The 19,142-nt window shown below is 67.2% G+C and carries 1 protein-coding gene (running past one end of the window); it reads right to left on the reverse strand.

Annotated elements, in window-relative coordinates:
* Positions 1–19,142: the 3' portion of a non-ribosomal peptide synthetase gene (locus HNV26_RS05080; protein WP_171452769.1), read on the reverse strand. Its footprint extends 10,315 nt past the window's final position; only the last 19,142 of its 29,457 coding nucleotides appear in the window; the start codon falls outside the window, past its right edge; the stop codon is at positions 1–3.

Here is a 19,142-nt window from a genome sequence, read left to right on the forward strand (position 1 = left end):
CTATGGGGACGACTTGAGCGCCATCGTCTCCGCGATCTCGTCAACCGCTGGCGCCCTGAGGATGGAGTGGTGGTCACCGGAGAGTTCGTGCACCTCCACCCCTCCCTCCGCCAGCGCTCCCCAGCCGCCATCCGTGCCCGTGGGTACGTGCGTCTCGCTCGCGCGCAGCAGCGTGACGCGGCCACCGTAGCGTCCTGGTTGATAATCCCAGAGGGCGCGGAGGTTGCTCTCGTAGACACGGTACAGCGCGTGGAGTTGTTCGGCGCCAACGCCCTGAGCCAGAACGCCGGTGCGCCGCCCCAGCTCCAACAGGCGGCCCAGCAGCGAAGCCTCGTCCGCGGGATGTGTATCCGCCATCAACTCCGAGATGGGCAGGCCCAGGAGCTGGCCCGTGAACTCCACGAACCGGGCAGCAAGCCACTCCGCGCCCACGGGGTCCACTGGCCGCTGATCGAAGGCGTAGGCGTCGATGAGCGTCAGCTGCTCCACCTGCTCCCCCTGCTGCTCCAACTGCCGCGCCATTTCGAAGGCCACCACACCTCCCAAGGACCACCCCGCAAGCCGGTATGGCCCGCGGGTCTGGACGCCGCGCATGGCCTCCACATAGGTGGTGGCCATCGCCTCCACGGTCCCCAGCGGAGCCCGCTCGCCTTCGAGGCCCGGGGCCTGGAACGCGTAGAACGGTTGGTCCGGCCCCAGGCGCCGCGACAGTTCCAGGTACGGCAGGACGTTGCCGCTGACAGGGTGGACGCAGAAGACGGGCCGCTGCGAACCGCCATGCTGAATGGGCACCAGCGGGGACACGCGCCCGGGTGCCTGCTGGAGCCGAGAAGCCAGCTCCGCCAGCGTCCCCGCCTGGAACAGTGAAACCACGGGCAGGCTGCGTCCCAGGCGCTCGCGGATGAGCGACACCATCCGCATGGCCAGGAGCGAGTGCCCTCCCAGTTCGAAGAAGTCGGAGTGGATGCCAATGGGGCCGGTGCCCAGCAACTCCTCCCAGATGCGCGCGAGCAGGAGCTCCAGCGCATCCCGAGGCGCCACATAGGCCCGCGTCGACTCCGGACGGAGTGCGTCCGGCGCCGGGAGCGCCTTGCGGTCCACCTTGCCGTTGGGCGTCAGCGGCAGCGAGGCCAGCACCCTCACCGCCGAGGGCACCATGAAGTCCGGCAGCCCCTCCTTCACGAAGCGCCGGAGCGCGGTGGCGTCGGGCACTCTGTCCGGCTGCGGCACGATGTACGCCACCAGGCGCCGTCCTTCGCTCCCGTCGTCGCGCACGAGCACCACGGCCTCGCGCACGTCTGGATGCCTTCGCAACACCGCCTCGACTTCGCCCAGCTCGATTCGGAAGCCACGCACCTTCACCTGCTGGTCGATTCGGCCCAGGCACTGCAGCACGCCATCCGGCAGCCACCGGACGCGATCTCCCGTGCGGTACAGCCGCGCGCCGGGCCGCGGACCGAACGCGTCAGGAACGAAGCGCTCGGCGGTCAACTCGGGCCGGTCGACATACCCTCGGGCAAGCCCCGCCCCGCCCAGGTACAGCTCGCCCGCCACGCCCTGAGGCACTGGCTGACCGAGCGCATCCAACACGTACGCGCGAGTCCCCTCAATCGGCCGCCCCACGGTGGGCTCCCGCGCGGCGCCGTGAGGGGCCACAGTCCAGGTCGAGTACGTCGTGTCCTCGGTGGGGCCGTAGAGGTTGAGCACGCGCCTCACACCGGGTGCGGCCTGGTGGATGGCTTCCACCAGGGATTGGGCCAGCGGCTCTCCCGCCAGGTTCACCGTGCGCACCGAGTCCGGCACGGCAAGGGCACGCACCAACTCCGCCATCGCGGAGGGCACCGTGTTGACGAGCGTCACTCGCCGGGCCCCCGGGAGCGACGGCAACTCAAAGGCATTGCGAGCGATGACCACGGACCCGCCACGGATGAGCGGCGCGAACATCTCGAACACGGACAGGTCGAAGTTGAGCGACGTGGAGGCGAGGACCCCCATCAGCTCGTCCGACGAGAAGGCCTGCGTCGTCCAGCGCAGGAAGGCCACGGCGCTGCGATGCGCCAGGGCCACGCCCTTCGGCCGGCCCGTGCTACCCGACGTGAAGAGCACGTAGGCCAGATGGTCCGGTGCGGACCTGGGAACCGGCGCCGCATCTGCTTCCGCCACGAGCCCATTCGCATCGTCGAGCGCCAACCGGGGCACGTCTCCGTGAGGCAGCGCGTCGAGCAGCGAGCGCTGGCCCACCAGGACGCGAGGCTGGGAGTCCTCGATCATGAAGGCCAGCCGCTGGCTTGGATATGCCGGGTCCAACGGGACGTACGCGCCACCCGCCTTGAGAATGCCGAGCACCGCGATCAGCAGGTCCGCATTGCGCTCCGCACAGAGGCCCACGCGGACCTCAGGCCCGACGCCCAGAGTGCGGAGCTTCCCCGCCAGCCGGTCCGACCGCTGCATGAGCTCGCGGTACGTGAGCACTTCGTCACCAGCCACCACCGCCACGGCGTCGGGAGTGGCCGCCGCCTGCCGTTCGACCAGGGCGTGGATGCTCGTCTCCGCGACATCGTCGGAGCCGGTGTCATTCCACTCCACCAGCAACCGCCGCTGTTCATCCGCACCCAGCAAGGGAAGCGCGTACACGGACCGGTCCGGCTCCGTCACGGCACCTTCAAGCAGCGCCTTCAGGTGGCCCAGAAGTCGCGCCGCGGTCTCGGGCTCGAAGAGGGCGGTGCTGTATTCCAGCCCGCCGGAGAAGCCGTCCTTGCCTTCCACGAAGCCGAGCGAGAGGTCGAACCGCGACACCCGGTGCTCCACGGCGACGTGCTTCATCCCCATGCCGGCCTGCGCGTCTCCTCCAGCATCTGGTGTGCTGTCGAAGGTGAGCATGACCTGGAACAGCGGCGAATGACTGAGGCTGCGCTCCGGACGCAGCGCCTCGACGAGCTTCTCGAAAGGCACGTCCTGGTGCGCGTAGGCGCCAAGCGTGACCTCCCGGACCCGAGCCAGCAGCTCACGGAAGGACGGGCTCCCCTCCAGCCGGGTTCTGAGCACCAGCGTGTTCACGAAGAAGCCGATGAGCCCCTCCGTCTCCGCGCGAGTGCGTCCGGCGATGGGCGAACCGACGCTCACGTCGTCCTGCCCTGAGTAACGCGCCAGCACGGCCTGGAACGCCGCCAGCAGCACCATGAACGGCGTGGCGCCTTCACGGCGGGCGAGTGCGCGCACCGCCTCGGACAGCTCAAGGCCCAACGAGAAGGGCACGTACGCCCCTTCCAGGGATTGGACTGCCGGACGCGGCCTGTCCGTGGGCAGCTCCAGCAACCGGGGCGCGCCGTCCAGGCGTTGCTTCCAATAGCCGAGCTGCGCGTCCAGGACGTCTCCCTGAAGCCACTCGCGCTGCCAGACCGCGTAGTCCGCGTACTGAAGCGGCAGCTCCGGCAAGCGCGACGGCTGTCCCTGGGAGAAGGACGCGTAGAGCTCGGTCAGTTCGCGAACCAGGAGCCCCATGGACCAACCGTCCGAGACGATGTGGTGCATCACCAGCACCAACACATGATCCTGCTCCGACAGCGCGAGCAAGGCGATCCGCAGCAGTGGACCGCGTTCCAGGTCGAACGGGCGCTGTGACGCCTCTTGCGCGATCCGCTGCGCCTCCTCTTCCCTCCGTGCCACGGGCAGCGAGCGCAGGTCCACGATGTCGAGGCCCGCGCCGCCCCGTGGGTCGATGACCTGTACCGGCGAACCACCCTCGGTCCGGAACGTGGTGCGCAGCGCCTCGTGACGATGGATCAGCGCGTCGAAGCTCTGCTTCAGCGCGGGAACGTCCAAGGCGCCCGTCAACCGCACCGACGCCGGGACGTTGTAGACGGTGCTGTCAGGCTCCAACTGCGCGAGGAACCACAAGCGCTGCTGGGCGAATGACAGGGGAAGCGCCCTGTCGCGAGGAACCCGTACCAACGGTGGTGGCTGCACGCCGCCATCTGTTTTCGAAGTGTGGTCCAGCCGCTGGGCGAGCTTCTCCACCGTGGGACACTCGAAGATGTCTCGAAGGGGGAGCTCTACTTGGAGTTCCTCCCGCACGCGCGACACCAACTGCGTGGCTAGCAAAGAGTGTCCGCCCAGCTCGAAGAAGTCTCCGTCGAGCCCGACCCGCTCGATCTTCAGGACCTCGACGAAGATTGCGGCCAACGTCTTCTCGGTCGCTGTTCGAGGCGCAACATATTTCTCGCTCGCCGTGCCCTCTGTGTCCGGCGCGGGCAGCGCCTTGCGGTCCACCTTGCCGTTCGGCGTCAGCGGCAGCGTCTCCAGCACCACATACGCAGAAGGCACCATGTACTCCGGCAGCCGCTGCTTCACGTGACTTCTCAGCGCGCTGGACTCCAGTTCCGCACCCTCTTGCGCCGTCACGTAGGCCACCAACCGCTTGCCTTCGCTCCCGTCCTCCCGCGCCACCACCACGGCTTCGCTGACGCCACCGTGCTGGGCCAGCGCCGCTTCCACTTCCCCCAGCTCAATCCGGTAGCCACGCACCTTCACCTGCGTGTCTGCTCGGCCCAGGAACTCTAGCGTCCCGTTCCCCAGCCACCGCACCACGTCTCCCGTTCGGTACAGCCGCTCTCCTTCACCGAATGGGCTTGGGACGAAGCGCTCCGCCGTCAGCTCCGGGCGCCCCACGTACCCCACTGCCAACCCGTCTCCGCCCACGTACAGCTCACCCGGTACCCCCACCGGCACTGGACGCATTGCCCCGTCCAGCACGTAGGCCACCGTGTTCTTCACCGGCCGGCCAATGGACACCGAGGCACCTACCTCCTCCGGCCTCTCCATCCGGTACGTGCTGGAGAACGTCGTGTTCTCCGTCGGGCCGTACCCGTTGATGAGCACACCGCCCGCCGCCAGCCGCTCCTTCACGCGGGACACCGGCAAGGCGTCACCACCCGCCAGCAGTTGGCGGACACTGGCCAGCGCCTTCGGCTGCCGCGCCTGCATCTGCTCGAAGAGCGCCGCCGTCAGCCACAGCGACGTCACGCCCGACGACTCCAGCTTCCGGCCCAGCTCCTCCAACGTCGGCGTCCCCGCCGGGTACACCACCAGCTTCGCGCCGTGCAGCAGCGCGCCCCACACTTCCAACGTCGAGGCATCGAAAGAGATGGGCGCCAGTTGCAGCCACACCTCTTCCGGCCCGAAGTGCGCGAAGTCCGTCCCCAGCACCAGGCGTGACACCGCTCGGTGCGGCACGCCCACTCCCTTCGGCTTCCCCGTGCTTCCCGACGTGAACATCACGTACGCCAAGTTTCCACCGCCAACACGGGCGCTCGGCGTGCTCCCCGGCTGATGGGCAATCTGCGTCTCCCACTCCGTGTCCACGCACACCACCAGCTCGCCACCCGCGGCTACCTCGTCCGCCAGCTTCTCCTGCGCCACCAGCACCGCGACGCCAGCCTCCGCCTTCATCCACGCCAGTCGCTCCAGCGGGTAGCTGGCATCCAAAGGCACGTACACGCCCCCTGCCTTCAGGATGCCCAGCACGCTCACCACCAGTTCCAGCGAGCGCCCCACGCACAACCCCACCCTCACCTCGGGCCCCACACCCATGCTTCTCAGGTGGTGTGCCAGCTGGTTCGCACGGCGATTCAGCTCCGCGTACGTCAGTCGCCGGTCCTCGTACTCCAGCGCCACCGCGTCCGGCGTCCGCTGCACCTGCTGTTCGAAGAGGGCACTCAGGCTCGCTTCGCGCGGGTACGTTGAAGCCTTCCCGCTCCACTCCTTCAGCAACTGCCGCTCTTCACGCCCCATCAACGGCAGCTCGGCCAGCCGCATCTCTGGCTCAGCGACGGCGGCCTCCAACAGCACCCTCAGGTGTCCGAGCATCCGGTCCATCGTCTCGGATTCAAACAGGTCGCTGTTGAACTCCAACGCGCCCGTCAGTCCGCCCGCGCTCGACGTTCCGAAGCCGAGCGTCAAGTCGAACTTCGACGTCTTCCCAATCGATTCCGCTGCCTCCAACTTCAATCCAGGCAGGCTTACCGCGCCGCCCGGCGTGTTCTGCAGCACCAACATCACCTGGAACAGGGGACTGCGGCTCTGGTCCCGCTCGGGCTGCAGTTCCTCCACCAGTCGTTCGAAGGGCACGTCCTGGTGCGCGTACGCACCCAGCGTCACATCGCGCACCTGCGCCAGCAACTCACGGAAGCTGGGATTGCCACCCAGCCGTGTCCGCAGCACGAGCGTGTTCACGAAGAAGCCAATCAACTCCTCCGTCTCAGCCCGCGTCCGGTTCGCTATCGCCGTCCCGACGCATACGTCTTCCTGCCTCGCGTACCTCGACAGCACCACCTGGAAGGCCGCCAGCAGCACCATGAACGGCGTCGCGTTCTCCCGCTGTGCCAGCCCCTTCACGCCCTCCCACAGCTCCTTCGGCCACTCCAGTCCTCTCGTGTCCCCTCGGTACGTCTGGACCGCCGGCCTCGCCTTGTCCGTCGGCAACTCCAGCGCAGCTGGCGCACCCGCTAGCTGCTTCCTCCAGTACCCAAGCTGCTCCTCCAGCACCTCTCCCTTCAGCCACTCCCGCTGCCACACCGCGTAGTCCGCGTACTGCACCTCCAGCTCCGTCAGCGGTGACTCGCGCCCCTGCGCGTACGCCTCGTACAGCGCCACCAACTCCCTCACCAACACCCCCATCGACCAGCCGTCCGACACGATGTGGTGCATCACCAGCACCAACACGTGCGCTTCTTCCCCCTCCTTCAGCAGCGTCGCCCTCAGCAGCGGCCCTGTCTCCAGGTTGAACGGATGGAGTGTTTGAAGTTCCGTTCGACGCTGGATCTCCAGCGTCTTCTCCGTGCCCAGGAGTGCACTCAGGTCCACGAACTCCAACGCGCCCCTTCCTGCGGGAGAGATGACCTGGGTGGGAACGCCTGCCTCGGAACGGAAGGTCGTGCGCAGCGCCTCATGACGGAGAACCAGTGAATGGAAGCTCCGTTCCAGCGCCGCAACATCAAGGGCCCCCGAGAGCTTCACTGCCACGGGCACGTTGTAGAAGGCGCTGTCGGGGTCAAGCTGGTGGAGGAACCACAGACGTTGCTGCGCGAACGACAGAGGAAGCGCGCCGTCACGTGAAGCGCGAACCAGCGGAGGGCCTCTCAATCCAGCAGTGACTCCCGAGGCACTGTCCAGCCACCTCGCCAGTGTCTCAACAGACCGGGACTCGAAAACTGTCCGAAGTGGAAGTTCAACGGGGAGTGCTTCGCGGATGCGCGAGACCAGCTGCGTCGCCAGCAGCGAGTGGCCACCCAGCTCGAAGAAGTCCTCGTCGATGCTGACGCGCTTGACGCTCAGCACCTCGGCGAAGATGGACGCCACCTTCTCCTCAGTCACCGTTCGAGGCGCCTCGAAGTGCGCCGTCTTCGGCCCCTGGGTGTCCGGGGCGGGCAGCGCCTTGCGGTCCACCTTGCCGTTCGACGTCAGCGGCAGCGACTCCAGCACCACGTACGCAGAAGGCACCATGTACTCCGGCAACCGCTGCTTCACGTGGCTTCTCAGCGCGCTGGACTCCAGGCTCATGCCCGTACGCGCTGTCACATACGCCACCAATCGCTTGCCTTCGCTCCCGTCGTCCCGTGCCACCACGACTGCTTCGTTGACGCCACCGTACTGGGCCAACGCCGCTTCCACTTCGCCCAGCTCAATCCGGTAGCCGCGCACCTTCACCTGCGTGTCCGCTCGGCCCAGGAACTCTAGCGTCCCGTTCCCCAGCCACCGCACCACGTCTCCCGTGCGATACAGCCGCTCTCCTTCACCGAATGGGCTTGGGACGAAGCGCTCCGCCGTCAACTCCGGGCGTCCCACGTACCCCACTGCCAACCCGTCTCCGCCCACGTACAGCTCGCCCGGTACCCCCACCGGCACTGGACGCATTGTCCCGTCCAGCACGTAGGCCACCGTGTTCTTCACCGGCCGGCCAATGGACACCGAGGCACCTACCTCCTCCGGCCTCTCCATTCGGTACGTGCTGGAGAACGTCGTGTTCTCCGTCGGGCCATACCCGTTGATGAGCACACCGCCCGCTGCCAGCCGCTCCTTCACACGGGACACCGGCAAGGCGTCACCACCCGCCAACAACTGGCGGACACTGGCCAACGCCTTCGGCTGCCGCGCTTGCATCTGCTCGAAGAGCGCTGCTGTCAGCCACAGCGACGTCACGCCCGACGACTCCAGCTTCCGGCCCAACTCCTCCAGCGTCGGCGTCCCTGCTGGGTACACCACCAGCTTCGCGCCGTGCAGCAGCGCGCCCCATACCTCCAGCGTCGATGCATCGAAAGAGATGGGCGCCAGTTGCAGCCACACCTCATCCGGCCCGAAGTGCGCGAAGTCTGTCCCCAGTACCAGGCGTGACACCGCTCGGTGCGGCACGCCTACTCCCTTCGGCTTCCCCGTGCTCCCCGACGTGAACATCACGTACGCAAGGTTTCCACCGCCCACGTTGGCACTCGGCGTGCTCTCCGGCTGATGGGCAATCTCCGTGTCCCACTCCGTGTCTACGAACACCCTGGAGTTGGTGTCATCGAGACCCATGGACTCGAGAAGATTCTCCTGCGCCACCAGCACCGCGACGCCAGCCTCCGCCTTCATCCACGCCAGACGCTCCAGCGGGTAGCTGGCATCCAGCGGCACGTACACGCCACCTGCCTTCAGAATGCCCAGCACGCTCACCACCAGCTCCAGCGAGCGATCCATGCACAACCCCACCCGCACCTCGGGCCCCACACCCATGCTTCTCAGGTGGTGTGCCAGCTGGTTCGCACGTCGGTTCAGCTCCGCGTACGTCAGTCGCCGGTCCTCGTACTCCACCGCCACCGCGTCCGGCGTCCGCTGAACCTGCGCCTCGAAGAGGGCACTCAGGCTCGCATCCCGTGGGTACTCCGATACCGTCCCACTCCACTCCTTCACCAACAGCTGCTGTTCTTCTCGGGCCATCAGCGGCAGCTCGGCCAGCCGCGTCTCAGGCCGAGCGACGGCTGCATCCAACAGCACCCGCAGATGTTCCAGCAGCCGCTCCATCGTCTCGGATTCAAACAGGTCGCTGTTGAACTCGAGGCCTCCAGAAAGGCCCTCATCTGTCTCACTCAACCCGAGCGTCAAATCGAACTTCGACGTCTTCGCAGACGACTCGGCTGCCTCCAGCGTCAGCCCCGGCAGGCTCACTGCTCCTCCCGGCGTGTTCTGCAGCACCAACATCACCTGGAACAGCGGACTGCGGCTCAAGTCCCGCTCCGGCTGCAGCTCCTCCACCAGCCTCTCGAATGGCACTTCCTGGTGCGCGTACGCACCCAACGTCACTTCACGCACCTGCGCCAGCAACTCACGGAAGCTTGTCGCCGCAGACACCTTCGTCCGCAGCACCAGCGTGTTCACGAAGAAGCCAATCAGCCCCTCCGTCTCAGCCCGCGTCCGGTTCGCTATCGCCGTCCCGACGCATACGTCTTCCTGCCTCGCGTACCTCGACAGCACCACCTGGAAGGCCGCCAGCAGCACCATGAACGGCGTCGCGTTCTCCCGCTGTGCCAGCCCCTTCACGCCCTCCCACAGCTCCTTCGACCACTCCAGTCCTCTCGTGTCCCCTCGGTACGTCTGGACCGCCGGCCTCGCCTTGTCCGTCGGCAACTCCAGCGCAGCTGGCGCACCCTCTAGCTGTTTCCTCCAGTACTCAAGCTGCTCCTCCAGCACCTCTCCCTTCAACCACTCCCGCTGCCACACCGCGTAGTCCGCGTACTGCACCTCCAGCTCCGTCAGCGGTGACTCGCGCCCCTGCGCGTACGCCTCGTACAGCGCCACCAACTCCCTCACCAGCACCCCCATCGACCAGCCGTCCGACACGATGTGGTGCATCACCAACACCAACACGTGCGCTTCTTCCCCCTCCTTCAGCAGCGTCGCCCTCAGCAGCGGCCCTGTCTCCAGGTCGAACGGGCGCTGAATTTCCTCTTCGATCCAGCGCCGCACCCAGGATTCGCGCTCCGACTCCAATTCGCTGAAGTCGAGCTGCTGGAATGGCTGGAGCGGATCCGTTGCGATGACCTGCACGGGTTCACCACCACTGACACGGAACGTCGTGCGCAATGACTCGTGCCGCCGCACGAGTTCACTGAAGCTGGCCTCCAACGCGGTCGTTTGCAGACGCCCAGTCAACTTCACCACGGAGGGGACGTTGTAGAACGGACTGCCTGGCTCCAACTGGTCGAGGAACCACAGCCGCTGCTGCGCGAATGACAGCGGTAGCGCATCGCTCCGAGAGACGCGCGTCAGGGGTGGTGCTCGAACCGCAGCCGCTACCGTCCCGCGGGATGCGTCAATCCGTTCGGCCAACTTCCCCACTGTGGAGGATTCGAAGATGTCTCGCAGCGGGAGCTCTACCTGCAGTTCGTCCCTCACGCGTGACACCAACTGCGTGGCCAGCAGCGAATGGCCACCCAGCTCGAAGAAGTCTTCGTCGATGCTGACGCGCTCGACGTTGAGTACCTCGGCGAAGATGGACGCCAGCTTCTCCTCAGTCACCGTGCGAGGCGCCTCGAAGTGAGCCGTCTTCGGCCCCTGGGCATCCGGGGCGGGCAGCGCCTTGCGGTCCACCTTGCCGTTCGGCGTCAGCGGCAGCGACTCCAGCACCACATACGCCGACGGCACCATGTACTCCGGCAGCCGCTGCTTCACGTGACTTCTCAGCGCGCTGGACTCCAGTTCCGCGCCCTCTTGCGCCGTCACGTAGGCCACCAACCGCTTGCCTTCGCTCCCGTCCTCCCGCGCCACCACCACGGCTTCGCTGACGCCACCGTGCTGGGCCAGCGCCGCTTCCACTTCCCCCAGCTCAATCCGGTAGCCACGCACCTTCACCTGCGTGTCCGCTCGGCCCAGAAACTCCAGCGTCCCGTTCCCCTGCCACCGCACCACGTCTCCCGTGCGGTACAGCCTCTCTCCCTCACCGAATGGGCTTGGGACGAAGCGCTCCGCCGTCAACTCCGGGCGCCCCACGTACCCCACTGCCAACCCGTCTCCGCCCACATACAGCTCACCCGGAACGCCCACTGGCACCGGGCGCATCCCCACGTCCAGCACGTAAGCCACCGTGTTCTTCACCGGCCGGCCAATGGACACCGAGGCACCTACCTCCTCCGGCCGCTCCATCCGGTACGTACTGGAGAACGTCGTGTTCTCCGTCGGGCCATACCCGTTGATGAGCAGGCCACCTGCTGCCAGCCGCTCCTTCACGCGGGACACCGGCAAGGCGTCACCACCTGCCAGCAACTGGCGGACACTGGCCAGCGCCTTCGGCTGCCGCGCCTGCATCTGCTCGAAGAGCGCCGCCGTCAGCCACAGCGACGTCACGCCCGACGACTCCAGCTTCCGGCCCAACTCCTCCAACGTCGGCGTCCCTGCTGGGTACACCACCAACCGCGAGCCGTGCAGCAGCGCGCCCCACACTTCCAACGTCGAGGCATCGAAGGAGATGGGCGCCAGTTGCAGCCACACCTCCTCGGGCCCGAAGTGCGCGAAGTCTGTCCCCAGTACCAGGCGCGCCACCGCTCGGTGCGGCACGCCTACGCCCTTTGGCTTCCCCGTGCTTCCCGACGTGAACATCACGTACGCCAGGTTTCCACCGCCCACATGGGCGCTCGGCGTGCTCTCCGGCTGATGGGCAATCTGCGTCTCCCACTCCGTGTCCACGCACACCACCAACTCGCCACCCGCGGCTACCTCGTCCGCCAGCTTCTCCTGCGCCACCAGCACCGCGACGCCAGCCTCCGCCTTCATCCACGCCAGACGCTCTAGCGGGTAGCTGGCATCCAGCGGCACGTACACACCACCTGCCTTCAGGATGCCCAGCACGCTCACCACCAGCTCCAGCGAGCGCTCCACGCACAACCCCACCCGCACCTCGGGCCCCACACCCATGCTTCTCAGGTGGTGTGCCAGCTGGTTCGCACGGCGATTCAGCTCCGCGTACGTCAGCCGCCGGTCCTCGTACTCCACTGCTACCGCGTCCGGCGTCCGCTGCACCTGCGCCTCGAAGAGGGCACTCAGGCTGACATCGCGCGGATACGTTGAAGCCTTCCCGCTCCACTCCTTCAGCAACTGCTGCTCTTCACTCCCCATCAACGGCAGCTCGGCCAACCGCTGCTCCGGTCCTGCGATGGCCGCCTCCAGCAGGGTCCGCAGATGGTGAAGCAGCCGGCGCACCGTCTCTGTTTCGAACAGATCGGTGTTGTAGTTCGCCGCCACCACCACGCCGCCCTTCACTTCCTCCACCACCAGGGAGAGGTCGAACTTCGACGTCCGTCCCTCCGAGTCCATGCCAGACAGCGTGAGGCCGTCCCCGAGCTTCACCTCCGTCACGGGCGTGTTCTGCAGCGTCAGCGTCACCTGGAACAGCGGACTCCGGCTCAGGTCACGCTCGGGCTGAAGCTCCTCGACCAACTTCTCGAACGGCACGTCCTGGTGCGCATACGCACCCAATGTCACCTCCCGCACCTGAGCCAGCAGCTCACGGAAGGTGGATGCCGGGGACACCTTCGTCCGCAGCACCAGCATGTTCGCGAAGAAGCCGATCAGCCCCTCCGTCTCGCCTTGCGCGCGCCCCGCGATGGGAGCCCCCACGCACACGTCTTCCTGGCCCGCGTACCTGGACAGCACAGCCTGGTACGCAGCCAGCAACACCATGAACGGCGTCACACCTTCGCGACGGCCGAGCGCCTCCATGTCGCGCCAGAGCGCCTTCGGCCACACCTCGTGCCGCAATGCTCCGCCATACGTCTGAACGGCGGGCCTCGCCTTGTCGGTCGGCAGCTCCAGTGCCGCGGGCGCCCCGTCCAGACGTTGCTTCCAGTACCCAAGCTGCGCCTCCAGCACCTCGCCCTTCAGCCACTCCCGCTGCCACACCGCGTAGTCCGGGTACTGCACGGGCAGTTCCGGCAAGGGTGATGGACGGCCCTGGGAGAACGCCGCGTACAGCGCCGCGACCTCTCGCACGAGGACACCCATGGACCAGCCATCGGACACGATGTGGTGCATCATCAGCACCAACACGTGCTCCCGCGCTCCGAGCCGAAGCAGCAGGGTCCGCAGCAAGGGTCCCTTGGCCAGATCGAACGGCCGAAGCGCCTCCACGTCCGCTCGGCGCTGTACCTCCTGCTCCGCGTCAGGGAGCCCGCTCAAGTCCTCGACCGTGAACACCACCTGTCCCACAGGCGCAATGACCTGCACGGGCGTCCCACCGTCGGCGCGGAAGGTCGTCCGCAGGGACTCATGACGACGAACCAGCACGTCGAAGCTGCGTTCCAGTGCGGCCACGTCGAGCGGCCCCGACACCTTCACCACTGCCGGCACATTGTAGAAGACACTCCCCGGCGCGAGCTGCTCCAGGAACCACAAGCGCTGCTGCGCGAACGACAGTGGCAGGACGCTCTTCAGTCCCGCCCGAGGCTTCAACGGAGGCGCAGCGAAGCCCGCTCCCGCGCGCACCCAACGGTCCACGCGCTCGGCGAGCGCGGCCACCGTGGGTGCCTCGAAGAGGTCTCTCAGGGGCAGCTCGACACCGAAGGCGCCACGGATGCGGGAGATGGCCTGCGTCGCCAGCAACGAGTGCCCTCCCAGCTCGAAGAAGCCACTGTGGATCCCCACACGGTCGAGCCCCAGCACCTCGGAGAACAGCCCCGCCACCAGTTCTTCCGTGGCCGTGCGCGGCGCGACGAAAGCCTCGGCATCCACGGGCTGGAAGTCAGGCGCCGGCAGCGCCTTGCGGTCCACCTTGCCGTTGGGCGTCAGCGGCAGCGCCTCCAGCACCACCAGGGCCTGCGGAACCATGTAGTCGGGCAGCGTCTGGCCCACGAAGTCACGAAGTGCGTCGCCCCCCAGTGCGTGGCCCGGCTTCGGCACGGCGTAGCCCACCAGGCGCTTGCCATCCGCCCCGCTCTCGTGCGCGACCACGACCGACTCCCGCACCGAGGGGTGCCGCTCCAGCGCCGCTTCCACCTCGCCCAACTCCACGCGGTAGCCGCGGACCTTGAGCTGGTCATCCATGCGGCCCAGGAACTCCACCCGGCCATCCGCGAGCAGCCGTGCCCGGTCTCCCGTCCGGTACATCCGCGCACCCGGCTCGTCCGAGTACGCGTCCGGCGCGAAGCGCTCGGCCGTCAGGTCCGCCCGGCCCAGGTAGCCGCGGCCCACGGTCCTTCCACCAATGCACAGCTCTCCCGGAATGCCCACGGGCACCGGGCGCAGGTACGCATCCAGCACGTAGACGCGCGCATTCGGAATGGGCCGCCCCAGCGGCACCGACGCCGACACACGCCCCTGAGGCCCACGCTCCACCTGCAGCGTAAGCACACCCACGGTCGTCTCGGAGGGTCCGTAGTGGTTGAACACCACCAGGTCCGGCGACAGTTCGTGCACCCGGTCCATCAGCGCCCAATCCGAGACATCACCGCCCAGCACCAGGCGCTGACGCGGCAACACCCGCTCGGGCTTCCCGGAGGCCAGGAGCGCCTGCAAGTGAGCGGGGACGATCTTCAGGCAGTCCACGGCCTCGCGCTCGAAGAGCACGGCCAGGGCGGACGGGTCCGACGCGCATTCACGCGACACGAGATGCAGCGCGCCACCATGGCAGAGCGTGGGGAAGACAGCGGTGTGGCCCAAGTCCGCCGCCAGCGTGGACACGGAGGCAAACGAAGCGCCTTCCGGCAGGTCCAGCCGGCGCGAGACGCCTTCTACGTAATGAACCAGCTGCCGGTGCTCGATGGCCACGCCCTTCGGCCGCCCCGTGGAGCCAGAGGTGAAGATGACATAGGCAAGGTTCTCCGGCGCCGCCGAGGGCTCCGGGTTGCGCTCGCTCCGTTCCAATAGAGAAGACGCGTCCGCATCCAGGCGGACCACTCCGCCCGCGTCCCAGCGCAGGACCTCCGCCAGGGACGCCTGCGTGACCAGCACCTGGACACCCGCGTCCGCGAGCACACTTCGGATTCGCTCGACCGGGAACGTGACGTCCAGCGGCACATAGGCACCACCTGACTTGAGAATGCCCCACAGGCCCACCACCGCACTGGCGGAGCGGTCCAGGAACAAGCCCACCGGAACGTCCGGACCGACGCCCAGCGACCGCAGGTGGTGCGCCAGTTGATTGGCTCGCCGGTTCAGCGCCTCGTAGGTCAGCCGCGAGTCTTCGGCGACGACCGCGAGCGCGTCAGACGTCTTCGCGGCCTGAGCCTCGAAGAGGGCCTGGATGGTGTGGGGAACGAAGTCGCTGCGGGTGTCGTTCCACTCCACGAGCAACCGGCGCTGCTCCTCTGCGCCCAGCAACGGCAGCTCGCCCAACCGAGCCTCCGGCGCCTGGAGCGCGGCCTCCAGCAACACGCGCAGATGGCCCGTCAGCCGGTCCATCGTCACGGGCTCGAAGAGGTCGCTGTTGTAGATGGCGCTGACCGACACCCCCTGCGGCGTCTCGGTCAGCTCCAGGGTGAGGTCGAACTTCGACGTGCGCGAGTCACCATCCATGCCCGCCAGCGTCAGGCCCGGCAGGTGCAGCTCCACGGAGGGTGTGTTCTGCAGGATGAACATCACCTGGAAGAGCGGGCTGCGGCTCAAGTCGCGGTCCGGCTTGAGTTCCTCCACCAGTCGCTCGAAGGGGATGTCCTGATGCGCATACGCGCCGAGCGTCCGTTCGCGAACCTGAGCCAACAGCTCCCGGAACGTGGGGTTTCCAGCGAGTCGAGCACGAAGGACGAGCGTGTTGACGAAGAAGCCAATCAGCCCCTCCGTCTCGGCCCGGGTGCGGTTGGCGATGGGCGATCCGACGCAGAGGTCATCCTGCCCTGAGTAGCGCGACAGCACCGCCTGGAACGCCGCGAGCAGCACCATGAACGGCGTGGCGCCTTCACGATGCGCGAGCACCTTGACCGCCTCCCACAGGTCACGCGGCCACTGCACATCCCGGCTGGCGCCACGGAAGGTCTGCACCGCGGGACGCGGCTTGTCCGTGGGCAGTTCCAGTGCCTGCGAGGCCCCCTGGAGCTGCGCCTTCCACCAGGCGAGCTGTGACTCCAGGACGTCTCCCTGGAGCCACTCGCGCTGCCATACCGCGTAGTCCGCGTACTGGATCGGAAGCTCCGGCAGCGCTGACGACAGGCCCTGCGAGCACGCCTCATACAACGCGGCGACCTCGCGGACGAGTACGCCCATGGACCATCCGTCTGACACGATGTGGTGCATCACCAGCACCAGCACGTGCTCCTGCTTGGACAGCTTCAGCAATACCGTGCGCAACAACGGGCCGCGCGTCAGGTTGAACGGAAGCGCTGCCTCTTGGGCGATCAGGCGTTGGACTTCCGAGGCCCGTTCAGCCTCGGACAGGTCGCTCAGGTCCACCACTCGTAGCTGGACCTCTGACTCCTCTGCGATGACCTGAGCCGGTTCACCACCGCTGCTCTGGAAGGTCGTGCGCAGCGACTCATGCCGAAGCACCAGCGCCTTGAAGGCCTGCTCCAGCGCATCCACCTGCACCGTCCCCGTCAGCTTCACTGCAATAGGGATGTTGTAGGACGAGCTGCCCGGCTCCAACTGGTCGAGGAACCACAGTCGCTGCTGCGCGAACGACAGGGGCAGCGGCCCGGTTCGTTCAATTCGCGTCGGCGGCGGCACATGAAGCACCTGCGTGCCGTTCGGTTCCGTCCCGATCCGCTGGGCGAGCTTCTCTATCGTGGGCGCCTCAAAGACATCCCGGAGAGGCAACTCAACATGGAAGGCTTCGCGGACGCGCGAGACCAGCTGCGTAGCCAGCAGCGAATGGCCACCCAGCTCGAAGAAGTCCCCCTCCAGTCCGACGCGCTCGACGTTCAGCACCTCGGCGAAGATGGACGCCAGCTTTTGCTCAGTCGCCGTTCGAGGCGCCGCGAAGTGCGCCGTCTTCGGCCCCTGGGCATCCGGGGCGGGCAGCGCCTTGCGGTCCACCTTGCCGTTCGGCGTCAGCGGCAGCGCCTCCAGCACTACATACGCCGACGGCACCATGTACTCCGGCAACCGCTGCTTCACGTGGCTTCGCAGTGCATCCGTGTCCAGCGAGGCACCTTCCTCTGCCGTCACGTAGGCCACCAACCGCTTGCCTTCGCCTCCATCCTCCCGCGCCACCACCACGGCTTCGCTGACACCACCGTGCTGGGCCAGCGCCGCTTCCACTTCCCCCAGCTCAATCCGGTAGCCACGCACCTTCACCTGCGTGTCTGCTCGGCCCAGGAACTCCAACGTCCCGTTCCCCAGCCACCGCACCACGTCTCCCGTGCGGTACAGCCGCTCTCCCTCACCGAATGGGCTTGGGACGAAGCGCTCCGCCGTCAACTCCGGGCGCCCCACGTACCCCACTGCCAAGCCGTCTCCGCCCACGTACAGCTCGCCCGGTACCCCCACCGGCACTGGACGCATTGCCCCGTCCAGCACGTAGGCCACCGTGTTCTTCACCGGCCGGCCGATGGACACCGAGGCACCTACTTCCTCGGGCCTCTCCATTCGGTACGTACTGGAGAACGTCGTGTTCTCCGTCGGGCCATACCCGTTGATGAGCACGCCGCCTGCTGCCAGTCGTTCCTTCACTCGCAACACAGGCAGCGCGTCACCACCTGCCAGCAGTTGGCGGACACTCGCCAGCGCCTTCGGCTGCCGCGCCTGCATCTGCTCGAAGAGCGCTGCTGTCAGCCACAGCGACGTCACGCCCGACGACTCCAGCTTCCGGCCCAACTCCTCCAGCGTCGGCGTCCCCGCCGGGTACACCACCAGCTCCGCGCCGTGCAGCAGCGCGCCCCACACTTCCAGCGTCGATGCGTCAAAGGAGATGGGCGCCAGTTGCAGCCACACCTCTTCCGGCCCGAAGTGCGCGAAGTCCGTCCCCAGCACCAGACGTGCCACCGCTCGGTGCGGCACGCCCACGCCCTTTGGCTTTCCCGTGCTTCCCGACGTGAACATCACGTACGCCAGGTTTCCACCGCTCACATGAGTGCTCGGCGTGCTCTCCGGCTGATGGGCAATCTGCGTCTCCCACTCCGTGTCCACGCACACCACCAACTCGCCACTCGCGGCTACCTCGTCCGCCAGCTTCTCCTGCGCCACCAGCACCGCGACGCCAGCCTCCGCCTTCATCCACGCCAGACGCTCTAGCGGGTAGCTGGCATCCAGCGGCACGTACACGCCCCCTGCCTTCAGGATGCCCAGCACGCTCACCACCAGATCCAGCGAGCGCTCCATGCACAACCCCACCCTCACCTCGGGCCCCACACCCATGCTTCTCAGGTGGTGTGCCAGCTGGTTCGCACGGCGATTCAGCTCCGCGTACGTCAGCCGCCGGTCCTCGTACTCCACTGCTACCGCATCCGGCGTCCGCTCAACCTGCGCCTCGAAGAGAGCACTCAGGCTCGCATCGCGTGGGTACGCTGAAGCTGTCCCGCTCCACTCCTTCACCAACTGCTGCTCTTCACGGCCCATCAGCGGCAGTTCGGCCAGCCGCAGCTCTGGAGCGCTCACTGCGGCTTCCAGGACTCCCCGCAGGTGCCCCAGCAACCGTTCCATCGTCGCGGCTTCGAACAGGTCGCTGTTGTAGTTCACCGCCACGGAGAACCCGTGCGGCACCTCTTCCGCGAGCAGCGACAAATCGAACTTCGAGGTCTTCTCCTCTGCGTCGACGCCCGTCAGCGTCAGTTCGCGCAGTTGGACCTCGGAGAATGGCGTGTTCTGCAGCGTCAGCGTCACCTGGAACAACGGGCTGCGGCTCAGGTCACGCTCGGGCTGGAGTTCCTCCACCAGCTTTTCGAATGGCACGTCCTGGTGCGCATACGCACCCAGCGTCACCTCCCGTACCTGAGCGAGCAGATCGCGGAAGCTCGACACAGGGGAGACCTTCGTCCGCAGCACCAACGTGTTGACGAAGAAGCCAATCAACCCCTCCGTCTCTTCACGCGTACGGCCCGCGATGGGCGAGCCCACGCTCACGTCATCCTGGCCCGAGTAGCGCGACAGCAGCGACTGGAAGGCCGCGAGCAGCACCATGAACGGTGTCGCGCCCTCTCTCTGCCCGAGCGCCTTCACCGCGCCCCATAGCTCGGAGGGCCAGAGCGCCTCCT

Source organism: Myxococcus xanthus (assembly GCF_013116825.1).
GTDB lineage: Bacteria > Myxococcota > Myxococcia > Myxococcales > Myxococcaceae > Myxococcus > Myxococcus xanthus_B.